Source organism: Aeromonas sp. R7-4, from assembly GCF_040908055.1.
Taxonomy (GTDB): domain Bacteria; phylum Pseudomonadota; class Gammaproteobacteria; order Enterobacterales; family Aeromonadaceae; genus Aeromonas; species Aeromonas sanarellii.
Genome location: NZ_JBFODA010000043.1, coordinates 1 through 14,587 on the forward strand (window position 1 = coordinate 1; position 14,587 = coordinate 14,587).

8 protein-coding genes, 4 tRNA genes and 1 pseudogene are annotated in these 14,587 nt (G+C 63.2%); 9 read left to right on the top strand and 4 right to left on the bottom strand.

The window, feature by feature from the left end; translation table 11 throughout:
* Positions 1-11 precede the first annotated feature (11 nt).
* The 4 genes from AB5Y72_RS11860 (at position 12) to AB5Y72_RS11875 (ending at position 370) form a co-directional block, all read left to right on the top strand.
* Positions 12-87, top strand: a tRNA-Lys gene (locus AB5Y72_RS11860).
* A 17-nt stretch (positions 88-104) separates the two neighbouring features.
* Positions 105-180: transfer RNA gene (locus AB5Y72_RS11865), tRNA-Val, on the top strand.
* A gap of 22 nt (positions 181-202) precedes the next feature.
* Positions 203-278 (top strand) — tRNA-Lys (locus AB5Y72_RS11870).
* Positions 279-294: 16 nt separating this feature from the next.
* Positions 295-370: transfer RNA gene (locus AB5Y72_RS11875), tRNA-Val, on the top strand.
* Between the two features lie 47 nt (positions 371-417).
* Here the strand turns inward: AB5Y72_RS11875 and AB5Y72_RS11880 are convergent.
* A complete protein-coding gene (locus tag AB5Y72_RS11880) occupies positions 418-2,523 on the bottom strand; it encodes a methyl-accepting chemotaxis protein (protein ID WP_325783575.1) in 2,106 nt (701 codons plus the stop codon).
* A 141-nt stretch (positions 2,524-2,664) separates the two neighbouring features.
* Between AB5Y72_RS11880 and nadA the strand changes: the two genes are divergently transcribed.
* Complete coding sequence (gene nadA / locus AB5Y72_RS11885; protein WP_368199033.1) at positions 2,665-3,738, top strand: quinolinate synthase NadA; 1,074 nt, start codon at positions 2,665-2,667, stop codon at positions 3,736-3,738.
* A 70-nt stretch (positions 3,739-3,808) separates the two neighbouring features.
* Here nadA and AB5Y72_RS11890 read toward each other — a convergent pair whose 3' ends face one another.
* Together AB5Y72_RS11890 and gap are read right to left on the bottom strand one after the other, a co-directional pair.
* On the bottom strand, positions 3,809-4,669 hold the full coding sequence (locus tag AB5Y72_RS11890; protein WP_368199034.1) for a D-hexose-6-phosphate mutarotase: 861 nt from the start codon (positions 4,667-4,669) through the stop codon (positions 3,809-3,811).
* A 105-nt stretch (positions 4,670-4,774) separates the two neighbouring features.
* Positions 4,775-5,770 (bottom strand): type I glyceraldehyde-3-phosphate dehydrogenase, encoded by a 996-nt coding sequence (gene gap, locus AB5Y72_RS11895; protein WP_010672882.1) that lies wholly within the window; start codon positions 5,768-5,770, stop codon positions 4,775-4,777.
* Positions 5,771-6,115: 345 nt separating this feature from the next.
* Between gap and malQ the strand changes: the two genes are divergently transcribed.
* The 4 genes and pseudogenes from malQ (at position 6,116) to msrB (ending at position 13,237) form a co-directional block, all read left to right on the top strand.
* Positions 6,116-8,305, top strand: a complete 2,190-nt coding sequence (gene malQ, locus AB5Y72_RS11900) for a 4-alpha-glucanotransferase (protein ID WP_209794718.1) — start codon at positions 6,116-6,118, stop codon at positions 8,303-8,305.
* 82 nt (positions 8,306-8,387) lie between these two features.
* Entirely contained in the window at positions 8,388-10,565 is a 2,178-nt protein-coding gene (gene glgB, locus AB5Y72_RS11905; RefSeq protein WP_325783576.1) for a 1,4-alpha-glucan branching protein GlgB, read from the top strand.
* Positions 10,565-12,705: pseudogene (glgX, locus tag AB5Y72_RS11910) on the top strand (glycogen debranching protein GlgX). Before glgB ends, glgX begins: the two are co-directional and overlap by 1 nt.
* A gap of 145 nt (positions 12,706-12,850) precedes the next feature.
* Positions 12,851-13,237: a peptide-methionine (R)-S-oxide reductase MsrB gene (gene msrB, locus AB5Y72_RS11915; protein WP_042074125.1), complete on the top strand. Its 387-nt coding sequence runs from the start codon at positions 12,851-12,853 to the stop codon at positions 13,235-13,237.
* Positions 13,238-13,309: 72 nt separating this feature from the next.
* Here msrB and chrA read toward each other — a convergent pair whose 3' ends face one another.
* Positions 13,310-14,452 (bottom strand): chromate efflux transporter, encoded by a 1,143-nt coding sequence (gene chrA, locus AB5Y72_RS11920; RefSeq protein WP_325783577.1) that lies wholly within the window; start codon positions 14,450-14,452, stop codon positions 13,310-13,312.
* Positions 14,453-14,587 lie beyond the last annotated feature (135 nt).

Consider the following 14,587-nt stretch of genomic DNA (forward strand, 5'->3'; position numbering starts at 1 on the left):
ATGATACAGATGGGTCGTTAGCTCAGTCGGTAGAGCAGTTGACTTTTAATCAATTGGTCGCTGGTTCGAATCCAGCACGACCCACCATCATTTCAAGAATCCCAGGTCGTTTAGCTCAGCTGGGAGAGCACCTCCCTTACAAGGAGGGGGTCACTGGTTCGAGCCCAGTAACGACCACCATGCTTTAAAAAATGATACAGATGGGTCGTTAGCTCAGTCGGTAGAGCAGTTGACTTTTAATCAATTGGTCGCTGGTTCGAATCCAGCACGACCCACCATCATTTCAGAATCCCAGGTCGTTTAGCTCAGCTGGGAGAGCACCTCCCTTACAAGGAGGGGGTCACTGGTTCGAGCCCAGTAACGACCACCATATTGAGAAGCCCGCAGCGATGCGGGCTTTTTCGTTTCTCTCTTTCATCAGGTCCGCAGTCGTTCGAGCTCGCTCGTCAGGGTGGTGGCCGCCTGCTCCAGCGCCTCGCTCAGGCGATGGCTGGCGTTCGCCTCCTGCCCCAGGGTGGTGGCGGTATCCCCGATCCGCATCAGGTTCTGGTTGATGGTGTCGCTGACGGCGCTCTGCTGTTCGGCCGCCGTGGCCACCTGGCTGATGTGGTCGTGGATCTGCTGGATCTGGACCACCACCTGACCGAGCGCCTCGAAGGCCTGATCTGTCCCCTCGACCGTGCTGACCGAGCGGGTGATGCCCGTGCTCATCAGTTGCTGGCTGCTGGTGACCTCGGTCTGCAGACTGCCGATCAGCTGGCCAATCTCGTCGGTGGATGCCCGGGTCTTGTTGGCCAGGGCCCGTACTTCATCTGCCACCACGGCAAAACCGCGCCCCATGTCGCCGGCCCGCGCCGCCTCGATGGCCGCATTGAGCGCCAGCAGGTTGGTCTGTTCGGCGATGGCCCGGATCACGTCGAGAATGCGGCTGATGTTGGCGCTGCTCAGCGCCACCTGGGCGACCGCCTTGTCCGCCTGGTGCATGTCCTCGACCAGGGTATGGATCTCGCTGCGGGCCTGGCTCAGGGTCTGCTGGGCCCTGCTGACATGGTGGGTTGCCGCCTCCGACTCCTGCGCCGCCTGCTCGGCGTAGCCCGCCACGCTGACCGCAGTGGTGCTCATCTCGTGCATGGCGCTGACCACGCTCTCCAGCTCCAGGCTCTGCTCGTCCAGGCTGCTGCGCATGGTCTCGGCCGTCTGCTTCATGCCTCTTGCCTGCTGATGTACCTGCTGCCCTACTTGCTTGCTGCCCTGCACCATGGCCCTCAGCTTGCCGAGGAAGGCATTGAGGTGTCTGCCAAGCTCGATGAGCTCCTGGTGGGTGTCGATGCGCATCTGCTGGGTCAGATCGCCCTCATTGCTGGCGAGGTGGGAGACGTGGCGGCTGATGAGGGAGAGGGGGGCCGTGATGGTCTGGATGAACCAGATGAGCAGTGCCAGCGCCAGCAGGGTGATGATGACGATGGCGATCAACTGCTGCTGCTGGGTGGCTTGCAGCAGGCTGCCGAGCTGGCTGCTGATGGTGTCGGCCTGGCTGAGGGCCAGTGCCTTGGGCACCTTGATCATCAGCCACCACTGGCTGTCGGCAGCCTCGATCCGGATCGGCTGCTGCAGGATGAAATCGCTGTCTGTCTCTTGAGGTTGTCCGTTCGGGGCAACCAGTCCGGCCTCCGTCAGGGGACGCCCCAGCTTGCCGGCGTGGCGGTTGCTGCCGACGATGAGCCCCATCTTGCTGACCAGGGTCACCTCGGCCTGGTTATCATAGAGTTGCTTGCCGAGCTGCTCGGCCAGTTGCTGGAAGATGGGCAGGTTCATGTCGACACCGGCGATCCCGACAAACTTGCCCTCCTTGAGGATGGGCACCGTCAGGCTGGTCATCAGCATCTTCTGGCCCGGGCCTATCTCGTAGAGGTAGGGCTCCATCAGGCAGGGTCGCAGGGTGTCGCGGCCACAGAGGTACCACTCGCTGTTGCGGATGCCGAATTCATTGCGTGAGGTATCGAACTTGGCGTCACTGGTAGCGGCATCTATGGTCTGCTGCGTTATATTTCCGTTCTGTTCCCGGGTGAAGTAGACCTCCAGGCTGCCCTTGCCGGCAACCGAGTGACTCGCGCCCCCCTGCCAGTCGGCGTCCTGTCCGTCATAACCGTTGGGTTCGAACTGGGCGTAGATGGAGCTGATCCCGTCTGCCTGGCGCAGACGACTGTGCAGCAGGAGCTCTACCTGGGGGCGGCCCAGCATGCGATCAGGCTGGGCCATGCTGCCCTCGAGCTGCGCCGCCATGCCGAGGGGTATCTGGTAGGCCTGCTGCAACTGGTCGGTAATCTGCTGAGCGTAGCGTTCGGCCTGGAATTGCAGGGCGCGTGAGACCTCCTGCTCCAGGGCGCCGCGAGTCTGGGCCACAATCTCGGTGCGCAGGTTGTTCAGGGAGGATGACTGCATCAGCGTCATGGCGACGCCACTGGTGAGAAAGAGTCCAAGGGTGAGCAGCAGCAACTTGGTTTTGAGAGAGCGTTGTTTCATTCGACAACTCCTTTTGGCAAGAATGACAACGATTGATCCGGGCGGGTTCTGACAGTTGTACTGTACTGGATTTGTTGATGGGTTTGTGCGCGGCTTCTGGTTATAATTTTGGCCTTTCCAAGCGTTGATGGAACAGTCGCAATGAGCAATGCACTGAACAATGTCCCGCCGGTAGTCGAGATGGACTACCCCTTCCCGGCCAAGCCGAAGCCCCTGAGCGTCGAGCAGAAGGCGACCCTGATCGCCGAGATCAAGACGCTGCTGCAGGAGCGCCAGGCCGTGCTGGTTGCCCACTATTATACGGATCCCGAGATCCAGGCCCTGGCTGAGGCCACCGGCGGCTTTGTCGGCGACTCTCTCGAGATGGCCCGCTTCGGCCGTGACCACGCCGCCCAGACCCTGATCGTGGCCGGGGTGCGCTTCATGGGGGAAACCTCCAAGATACTGAGCCCCCACAAGCGGGTGCTGATGCCGACCCTGGAGGCGGAGTGTTCCCTCGATCTGGGCTGCCCCATCGATCAGTTCTCCGCCTTCTGCGATGCCCATCCCGACCATATCGTGGTGGTCTACGCCAACACCTCGGCGGCGGTGAAGGCGAGAGCCGACTGGGTGGTCACCTCCAGCATCGCGCTGGAGATCGTCGAGCACCTGGACAGCCAGGGTCACAAGATCATCTGGGGACCGGACAGGCACCTGGGCGCCTATATCGAGAAGAAGACGGGGGCCGAGATGCTGCGTTGGCAGGGCCATTGCATCGTCCACGACGAGTTCAAGGCCAAGGCGCTGCGTGAGCTCAAGGCCCAGAACCCGGATGCCGCCGTGCTGGTGCACCCGGAATCCCCGGCCTCCGTCATCGAACTGGCGGATGCGGTGGGTTCCACCAGCCAGCTCATCAAGGCGGCCAAAGAGCTGCCCCAGCAGAAGCTCATCGTGGCCACCGATCGCGGCATCTTCTACAAGATGCAGCAAGCCTGTCCGGAGAAAGAGATGGTGGAGGCACCGACCGGTGGCGATGGCGCCACCTGCCGCAGCTGCGCCCACTGCCCCTGGATGGCGATGAACGGCCTGGTGGCGATCAAGGAGGCGCTGACCGACGGCGCCGAGCGTCACGAGATCCAGGTGGATGAAGCGCTGCGCCTGAAAGCCCTGATCCCGCTAGATCGCATGCTGAATTTTGCCGCCGAGCTCAAGCTCAAGACCCAGGGCAACGCCTGATCGTCTCTGATGACAAGATGCAAAGAGGGCTCCCGCGGGAGCCCTCTTTCTTTATCCGTCAGTCGTATCGTCAGAGGATCACGGTGGAGAAACTGTGTTCCTCGTCGGGTGCTACCGTGACTCCGGCCTCATCGGTGATGGCGGCCTCGACGCAGAGCATGGTGCGATAACCGTCATCGCTCATGTCGGCCATGGCGCTGGAGCCTTCCTGCCAGGGGGTCCAGACCACCACGCTGTCGTGGTTGCCGCTGACCACCCGGGTGGTGCGCTCGCCATCCTGCACGCTGACCATGGCGTCGGGCTGGCGATAGATGCGATCCATGGCCGTCGTCACCGTCAGGGGGCCCTGCTGACGTTCGGCCTGGCCGGTCAGCTTGTCCAGGTAAGGCTCGCCCAGGCCGGTCAGGGTCACCGCTTCCGGCGCGCTGATCTGCAGATAGGTGTGCAGGGCGGCATTGTAGGTGAGCGGCGCCTTGCCGGTGTTGCGGGTGGTCAGCACCAGGGAGAGCTCCTTGCCTACCAGCACGTCCAGCTCCAGCTCGAAGGCATGGGGCCAGAGGGTGCGGCTGGCATCGCTGTCGCGCAGGGACAGATGGACGAGCGTGCCATCCCCGTGATCGGAGACGCCGTCCAGAGTCCACAGGCTGGTGCGGGCGAAGCCATGGGCCGGCTTGCCGCTGCCGACGCGGGCGGGGGAGGGGCCGAACCAGGGCCAGCAGAGGGGGATGCCGCCGCGGATGGGCTTGCTGCCATCCAGTACGGCCTTGTCGCTGAGCCAGAGGGAGGCGGGCTCGCCATGGCGCCGATAGCTCAGCACGTGGGCGCCAAACAGGCTGATCTCGGCCCTGGCGTGCTCATTGTCTATGGTCAGCAGGGGCAGACCGTCCTGGCTAAGGGTGCAGTGGGCAGTCAGCGTACGTGTCGGTGTCATAAAGGCTCCAGTGCTGGGGGACATTCAGAAAGGGTCCGTGATTCAGAATACAAAAAGGCGGCCATTGGCCGCCTTTTTTCAAGCTACGCGATTGCGCATCCCAAATTACTTGGAGATGTGAGCGATCAGGTCCAGAACCTTGCTGGAGTAGCCCATTTCGTTGTCGTACCAGGAGACGACTTTCACGAAGGTCTTGTTCAGCTGGATACCAGCCTTGGCATCGAACACGGAGGTCTGACGCTCACCCAGGAAGTCGGTGGAAACCACTTCGTCTTCGGTGTAGCCCAGCACGCCCTTCATGGCGCCTTCGGAGGCAGCCTTCATGGCCTGGCAGATTTCAGCGTAGGACGCTTCTTTCTTCAGGTTGACGGTCAGGTCAACAACGGACACGTCCGGAGTCGGAACGCGGAAGGCCATGCCGGTCAGCTTGCCGTTCAGTTCCGGGATGACCACGCCAACGGCCTTGGCAGCACCGGTAGAGGACGGGATGATGTTTTGAGCCGCGCCGCGGCCACCGCGCCAGTCTTTGGCAGACGGACCATCAACGGTCTTCTGGGTAGCAGTGGTAGCGTGAACGGTGGTCATCAGGCCGGATTCGATACCGAAGGTATCGTTCAGAACCTTGGCGATGGGGGCCAGGCAGTTGGTGGTGCAGGAAGCGTTGGAAACGATGTCCTGGCCAGCGTAGGAATCCTGGTTGACGCCCATGACGAACATCGGGGTGGCGTCCTTGGACGGACCGGTCAGTACGACTTTCTTGGCGCCGGCAGCGATGTGCTTGCGAGCGGTCTCGTCGGTCAGGAACAGGCCGGTGGCTTCGGCAACAACGTCAACACCGATCTCGCCCCATTTCAGGTTGGCCGGGTCACGCTCAGCGGTAACACGTACGGTTTTGCCGTTGACGATCAGGTTGCCGTCTTTGACTTCAACAGTGCCCTTGAAGCGACCGTGGGTGGAGTCGTACTTCAGCATGTAAGCCATGTAGTCAACGTCGATCAGGTCGTTGATACCAACCACTTCGATGTCAGCACGCTCAGCGGCCAGACGGAATACGAAACGACCGATACGGCCAAAACCGTTAATACCTACTTTGATAGTCATAATTGGTTACCTAACTGTTCAGTAGTCAAAGAAAATTCCGTTTGTAAATTTACTAGAACTCACCTGCGAGTCAACCAACAATCTGCGCGAAATTGCGCTATATCATGAAAAACTGTGAAATTTATTTTCGGTTTATGTAACTGGCTACCAGCTTTTGTTGAATGCATCATCAGCAACGTCGGGTGCAGAGAACAACAATAGTGCCTGCCCGGTCACACATCCAGCCGGGGAGATATGTAAAAATGTGCGCGGTTTAGCATGGCCAAAGAGCCACTGTTCAAGTACCACCATAAAAATTAATCACAAAATAGTGTAGACAGAATCCACAGCGGGAATTCTCAAACTATGACCACCCTGATTGAACAGCTGGCTGCCGCCAAAGGCATCGCCAGTGAGTATGTTGATGCCTGGGGCCAGCCGGCCCTGGTATCCGAAGAGAGCAAGGCCGCCATGCTGGGCGCCATGGGTTACCGCGTCGACGACGAGGCCGCCCTGACCGAGCAGCTGGATCAGGAGCATCGCCAGCACTGGCTGCGCGCGCTGGATCCCGTGATGGTGGTCCGCAGCGGCGAGCCCATCAGCCTCGAAGTCCGTCTGCCCATCGAATTCGTCAACGACGCCCTCACCTGGCAGCTCCAGCAGGAGCAGGGTGCCGTGCTGTCCGGTCAATTCACTCCCATCGAGGGTGAGCTGGTCGGGGTGGCCGAGTTCGAGGAGATGGAGTGCCAGGCCTATCGCGTCACCCTGGATGTCCAGCCGGCGCTGGGTTATCACCAGCTCATCCTGCTCGAAGAGGGCAATGACGAGCCGCTGGCCACCATGCGTCTCATCGTCGCCCCCAAGTCCTGCTACAAGCAGGCGCCCATCGCCAATGGTCGCAAGGTGTGGGGCCCGAGCGTGCAGCTCTACTGCCTGCGCAGCCGCCACAACTGGGGCATCGGCGACTTCAGCGATCTCGGTCAGCTGGTGGAGAAAGCAGCCGCCTGGGGCGCCCACTTCGTCGGCCTCAACCCCATTCATGCTCTCTATCCGGCCAACCCGGAGAGCGCCAGCCCCTACAGCCCCTCTTCCCGTCGCTGGCTCAACGTCGCCTATATCGACGTGGAGGCGGTGCCCGAGTTCCTGGGCAACGATCGCCTGAAGGCGGAGGTGGCGAGCCCGGCCTTCCAGCAGCACCTCACCTCCCTGCGGGTCAAGGACAACGTGGACTACACCGGCGTCATCCAGACCAAGATCGGCATGCTGCGCCAGGTGTTCGACCAGGCCAGCTTCAGCGCCGAGCGCCAGGCTGCGTTCGATGCCTTCGTGGCCGCCGGTGGCGACAGCCTGCAACAGCAGGCGGCGTTCGATGCCCTGCAGGCCCACTTCTATGCCAAGGGCGACAACGCCTGGGGCTGGCCGGTCTGGCCTGAGCAGTTCCGTGACTACCACAACCCGGCCGTTGCCGCCTGGATGGCCGAGCACAACCAGGACGTGGCCTTCTACCTCTACCTGCAGTTCCTGGCCGACGAGCAGCTGGCCCAGGCCGATGCCCGCGCCAAGGCCGCCGGCATGGTGATGGGGATCTACCGGGATCTGGCGGTCGGCGTCTCCGAAGGCTCCACCGAGATCTGGGCGAACCGGGATCTCTACTGCCCGAAAGCCTCGGTCGGTGCACCGCCCGACATCCTCGGCCCCCTCGGCCAGAACTGGGGCCTGCCCCCCATGAACCCGAACCAGCTGTTCGAGGCCGCCTACCAGCCCATGGTGGATCTGTTCCGCGCCAACATGCGCTCCTGCGGCGCCCTGCGCATCGACCACGTGATGGCCTTGCTGCGCCTGTGGTGGGTGCCGCCCGGAGAGTCCGCCGCCAAGGGGGCCTACATCTATTACCCGGTGAACGATCTGCTGGGGATCCTGGCCCTCGAGTCTCATCGCAACCAGTGCCTGCTGATCGGCGAGGATCTCGGTACCGTGCCGGAGGGGATCGACGTGACCCTGAAAGAGAACGGCGTCCACTCCTACAAGGTGTTCTTCTTCGAGCGTTCCAAGGACGATGGCGGCTTCATCTCCCCGGCGCATTACGCCGAGCAGGCGATGTCCGCCCTGACCACCCACGACATGCCGACCCTCAAGGGCTTCTGGCACTGCGACGATCTGGCGTTGGGACGCGAACTGGGCCTGTATCCGGATGAAGAGGTGCTCAAGACCCTGTATGCTGATCGCCACCAGGCCAAGCAGCGGATCCTTGACAGCCTGCATGCCCATGGGGTCATCTCTGGCAATATCAGCCACGACGTGAACTGGGTCGGCATGAACACCGAGCTCAACCACGGTCTGCAACTGCACATGTCCCGCGGCAGCTGTGCCCTGTTCAGCACCCAGCTGGAAGACTGGCTGGAGATGGACAAGCCGGTCAACGTGCCGGGCACCAGTTACGAATACCCCAACTGGCGTCGCAAGCTCTCCCGGGATCTGGAGGATATTTTCGCCGATGAGGCGCTCAAGAATCTGGCGGGCAAGATGAGCCGGGCCCGTGACGAGGCCAGCCGTTGAGCCTTAATTGCCAACATGTGACTCACTTTCATCCGCTTCGGCCCAGGCCGAAGCGGATGTTCAGCCATCAAAGGAAATGTCGATGCCCGTTGAACGTTTGGTTGCCGCCCGCTGTGCCGATCCCTTCTCCCATCTAGGCCTGCTGGCCAATCCGGATGGGCCAGGCCTGAAACTCACCGCCTGGTTGCCCGATGCGCTCGAGGTCCGGGTCAGAGACCTCAAGTCAGGCAAGATAGTTGCCACCCTGACCGCCGCTGACGAAGCGGGCCTCTTTGAAACTGTTTTCACCCGCCGCAAGAATCCCTTTCCCTACCAGCTCATCGCCAGCTACGCCGACGCCAGTGCCGACATCATAGACCCCTACCAGTTCCAGGCCGCCGCCTGGGAAGGGTTGGCGGAGCTGACCTGGCAACCGGAAAACCTCTACCACACCCTAGGTGCACAACTGCGCACAGTGGAACACCTCGGCCAGCAGGTGGAGGGGGTGCGCTTCGCCGTCTATGCGCCGAGCGCCACCGCGGTGAGCCTCATCGGCGACTTCAACTTCTGGGATGGCCGTCGCCACCCCATGCAGCGCAGCCAGTGCGGTCACTGGGTGCTGTTCGTGCCGGGGCTCAAGGCCGGGGATCGCTACAAGTTCGAGCTCAAAGACCCCATGGGCAACCGGCTGCCCCACAAGAGCGACCCGGTGGGTTTCTACTGCGAGCAGTACCCCTCGTTCGCCTCCGTGGTCTATGACCACGATCAGTACCAGTGGCAGGATGCCGCCTGGCGCGAGAGCCAACGCAACGACAAGCGGGAGCAGCCGCTCTCCATCTACGAGCTGCACGTGGGCTCCTGGAAGCGCCACCCCAACGGCGACAGCCTGAACTGGCGCGAGCTGGCGGTGGAGCTGGTGAGCTACATCAAGGAGATGGAGTACACCCACATCGAGTTGCTGCCGGTCTCCGAGCACCCGTTCAGCGGCTCCTGGGGCTACCAGCCGGTGGGCATGTTCTCCCCCACCAGCCGCTACGGCAGCGCCGACGACTTCAAATACTTCGTGGACCAGTGCCACCAGGCCGGGATCGGCGTCATCCTCGACTGGGTGCCCGCCCACTTCCCGTCCGACGCCCACGGCCTGGCCCGCTTCGACGGCACCCCGCTCTACGAGTACGAGGATCCGCGCCGTGGCTGGCACCCGGACTGGAACTCCTACATCTATGACTTCGGTCGCGATACCGTGCGCCAGTTCCTGGTGGCGAGCGCCCTGTTCTGGCTCGACAAGTTCCACGTCGACGGCCTGCGGGTGGATGCGGTCGCCTCCATGCTCTATCTGGACTATTCGCGCAACGCCGGCGAGTGGGTGCCGAACGTCGATGGCGGCAACCACAACTACGAGGCGATCAGCCTCTTGAAGTGGACCAACGAGGAGGTGTACGGCAAGTACCCCCACGCCATGACCATCGCCGAGGAGTCCACCGCCTTCGCCGGGGTCTCCCGTCCCACCTTCCTCGGCGGCCTGGGTTTTGGCTTCAAGTGGAATATGGGCTGGATGCACGACACCCTCAGCTACATGCAGAAGGAGCCCATCCACCGCCGTTACCACCACAACGAGATGACCTTCTCCATGGTGTACCACTATGACGAGAACTTCATTTTGTCCCTCTCCCACGACGAGGTGGTCCACGGCAAGCACTCCCTGCTCTACAAGATGCCGGGCGACGAGTGGCAGCAGGCCGCGAACCTGCGCGCCTACATGGGCTTCATGTATGCCCACCCCGGCAAGAAGCTGAACTTCATGGGCACCGAGATCGCCCAGAGCAACGAGTGGAACCACGACGCCCAGCTGCCCTGGCACCTGTTGCAGTATCCCAAGCACGGCGGCCAGCAGCGGTTGATCCGGGATCTCAACCACCTCTATCGTCACGAGGCTGCCTTGTATCAGGCCGATTATGAACAGGCCGGTTTCCGCTGGCTGGATCACAACGACGCCGACAACAGCATCTTCGCTTGGCTACGGGCGGACAAGCTGGGGGCGCATCCCCTGATGGTGGCCTGCAACTTCACCCCGGTGCCTCGGGTCGGCTATCGCCTCGGGGTGCCGGCGGCCGGCCACTATCGGGTGGTGCTCAACACCGACAGCGAGCATTACTGGGGCAGCAACTATGATGTGGGTCTGGTCTTCGTCGCCGAGCCGACGCCCTGGCAGGGCATGGCGCACAGCATAGTGCTGGATCTGCCGCCGCTCGCGACCTTGTTCATCAAACAGGAGTCTTGATGTTCGCAATGGAAAACGGGGTGGATCACCCGCTGGGCGCCCGGCTCGACGAGACGGGCTGCCACTTCTGCGTCTGGGCACCGCAATCGGACAAGGTGGAGCTCTGCCTGTTCGACGAACAGGAGCAGGAGCAGGCCCGGCTGGCCCTGCCCGGCCGGCGAGGCCAGTACTGGTTCGGCCATGTGCGCGGCGTCAAGGCCGGTCAGCGCTACGGTTATCGGGTCCATGGCAGCCCCCAGGACGGCCTGTTGTTCGACCCGGACAAGCTGCTGATCGACCCCTATGCCAGGGCACTGAGCCGTCCTACCTACTGGGACGACGCCCTCTATCAGGGGGACAGCGCGGCCATGGTGGCCAAGTCCGTGGTGGTGGACGATGCCTTCGACTGGCAGGGGGTCGGCAAGCCCGGCATCCCGCCCGAGCGGGTCGTGCTCTACGAGACCCACGTCAAGGGCTTCACCCGCCAGCACCCCGGGATCCCCAAGGAGCTGCAGGGCACCTATCTGGGCATCAGCCACCCGCTGATGATCGAGCACCTGCAGTCGCTGGGGGTCACCTCGGTGCAGCTGATGCCGGTGGCGGCCTTCATGTCCGAGCCCAGGCTCGAGCAGCTCGGGCTCACCAATTACTGGGGCTACAACCCCATCGCCTTCTTCGCCCCCGAGCCGCGCTACGCGGCGAAGGAGGCGGTAACCGAGTTCAAGACCATGGTGCGGGAGCTGCACCGGGCCGGGATCGAGGTGATCCTGGACGTGGTCTACAACCACACCGCGGAATCCGGCTTCGACGGCCCCATGCTGTCGTTCAAGGGGTTCGACAACGCGGGCTACTACGCCTTCGAGTCGGGGGCCCACGGGCCGGACTACCACCGTCACGCCAACGTCACCGGCTGTGGCAACAGCGTCAATCTGGATCATCCCAACACCCTGCGGCTGGTGCTCGACGCCCTGCGCTACTGGGTCACCGAGATGCAGGTGGACGGTTTCCGCTTCGATCTGGCGGTGACTCTGGCGCGGGAGGCGGGGGAGTTCGATCCCATGAGCGCCTTCTTCAAGGCCATGATGGCGGATCCCGTGCTGGCGCGGGTCAGGCTCATCGCCGAGCCCTGGGACATAGGCCCCTTTGGCTATCGTCTCGGCCAGTTCCCGAGCCAGTGGCTGGAGATCAACGATCGCTATCGCGACACGGTGCGCGCCTTCTGGCGCGGCGACGCGGGCAAGATGGGGGACTTCGCCACCCGGCTGGTGGGCTCGCGGGATCTCTTCCCGAAGAACTGGCGCGCCCCCCACACCAGCGTCAACTACCTCTGCTATCACGACGGCTTCACCCTGGAGGATCTGGTCTCCTACAACCAGCGCCACAACCAGGCCAACGGCGAGGACAATAGAGACGGCCACGGTCACAACCTCTCCCATAACCACGGGGTGGAGGGGCCGACGCTCGACCCCAGGGTGAACAACCTGCGCCAGCAGCAGAAGCGCAACCTGATCGCCACCCTGCTGCTCTCCCAGGGGACGCCGCACTTCCTCGCCGGGGACGAGATGGGCCGCAGCCAGCTTGGCAACAACAACGCCTACTGCCAGGACAACCAGATCAGCTGGGTCAACTGGCAGTTGCGCCCGGAGGACGAGCGGCTGCTCGCCTTCACTCGCCAGATGATGGCGCTGCGGGCGGAATCCGGGGTCTTCTCCAACCTGCAGCTGAGCGACGACAGCTGGAATGGCAAGGCGACCAGCTGCCACCAGGTCAACTGGTACCACCCGGACGGCCACCAGCTCACCGATCAGGACTGGCATGCCCCCATGGGTCAGGCGTTCGCCATGGACATCGGCATGATCGGCTGCACCGGCGAGCGCTGGTTCGTGCTGTTCAACGCCAGCGATTACGACATCCAGTTCCGCCTGCCACCGCCGGGGGAGGGGATGGAGTGGATCCAGACCATAGACACCGCCACCAACGACGGCCTGCCCTTCCTGCCGGACGACATCAAGCGGCAGGTGGCGGTCGGGCGCGCCCACTCCCTCAAGCTGCTGGAGCGGGTCGCCCTGCCGGCGGTGGCCCTGGCCAGGGAGGGGTAGTCGCCACGCAGGATGTTGCCGCCGTGTTGCCAACGGGATCACAGTTCCCGCTGGCAGGGTAGAGTGAAACGGCCTGACTCGGTATGCTGGTCACCGCTACACATGGCAAGGAGTCCATATGAATGGCAATAATCCTGGACGGTTGCGTAGCAATCCCGAGAACCGCGCAGTTTCATATCTGCCCGGTCAGCATGACGAGGAGTCAGTATGAGCGGTAACAATCCCGAGCAGTGGCGCAGCAAGTTGAGCGCCGAGCAGTTTCACGTCTGCTGGGAGAAGGGGACGGAGCGGCCCTACAGCGGCGCCCTGCTGCACAATCGCAAGAGCGGCGACTACCTGTGCGTCTGCTGCAAGAGCGTGCTGTTTCACTCGGATGCCAAATTCGATTCGGGCTGCGGTTGGCCCTCGTTCGATCGGGCCATCGAGGGGACAGTAACCTACACAGAGGACAACAGCCACGGCATGAAACGGGTGGAGATCACCTGTCGCCAGTGCGGCTCCCACCTGGGTCACGTCTTCCCGGACGGGCCGACCGAGACCGGCCAGCGCTACTGCGTCAACAGCCTGAGCCTGGACTTCGATCCCGACGCCTGACGCAGCCCGCCTCGAATGCAAAAAACGGCGCCCCTGCCAGCAGGGGCGCCGTTTTCTTTTGCCGTCTCAGCCTCAGGCCTGCAACAGGGCGGCGCCTACCAGCAGGGAGGCCAGCGCCAGTATGGGCAGCTTCTGCACGCGCAGCAGGTAGAAGCCGACGGCGGCCAGCGCCAGATCGGTTGGGGCCAGCACGGCGCTCTGCCACACCGGCTGATAGAGGGCGGCCAGCAGCAGGCCCACCACGGCGGCGTTGATCCCCGCCACGGCCCCCGCCAGGTGAGGCTGGACCAGCCAGCGTTGCCAGCAGGGGCCCATGGCCCACAGCAGCAGGAAGCCCGGGAGGAAGAGGGCCAGGGTGGCCAGCAGGGCGCCCGCCAGCGGGGTCGCCGGCAGCAGCATGGCTCCGAGGTAGGTAGCCAGGGTGAACATGGGGCCGGGCACCAGCTGGGCCAGGCTGTAGCCGGTCAGGAACTGCTGCTGGCTGAGGCTGTGCCCCACGCTCTCCTGCAACAGGGGCAGCACCACGTGGCCACCGCCAAACACCAGGCTGCCCGCCCGGTAGAAGTCGGCGATCAGCTGGCTGGTGGGGCCGCTGGCCACCAGGGGCAGGCCGACAAACAGCAGGGCGAACAGCAGCAGGGTCGGCCAGTGAGGCTGGCTCGCCAAGTCCTTTGATGGGGCCTGCGCCGCCTCGTCCTGCTCACGATAGGCGCAGAGCAGGGCCGCCCCGAGCAGCAGGACGAGCTGGGTCAGCAGGCCGGGCTGCCACCAGAGGGCGGCGGCTGTCACTACCATGACCCCCTGTTGCAGCGTCGTCTTGCAGAACTGGCGGCTCATGGTGAGCACGGCATCGGCCACCACGATGAGCGCCAGCAGCTTGAGACCGTGCAGGGCGGCCTCCAGCCAGAGGTTGTTGCTGAGCAGACCCACGCCGACGGCGGCAGCCAGCAACAGCAGGAAGGAGGGGAGGGTAAAGCCGATGAAGGCGGCCAGGGCGCCGCCGAGCCCGGCCCGGTGGCGGCCGATGGCAAAGCCGAGCTGGCTGGAGGCGGGGCCGGGCAGCAGCTGGCAGAGGGCCAGCAACTGAGCGAATTCGGCCTGGGTCAGCCACCCCAGTCGCTCGACGAAGGTGCGCTGAAAATAGCCGATATGGGCGGCCGGCCCGCCAAAGCTGACACATCCCAGCCACAGAAATTGAATGAATACCTGTCCCACGCCACCACTCCTGTTCCGTCATCAAAGGCAGTGGCGGGATGATATGACAAAGCGATGAAGGTTTTATGACTATTCGGGCGACCAAGATGGCAGATAGCAGTCCCCGCCAGCCAGCAGGCGATGGCTTATGGGGTG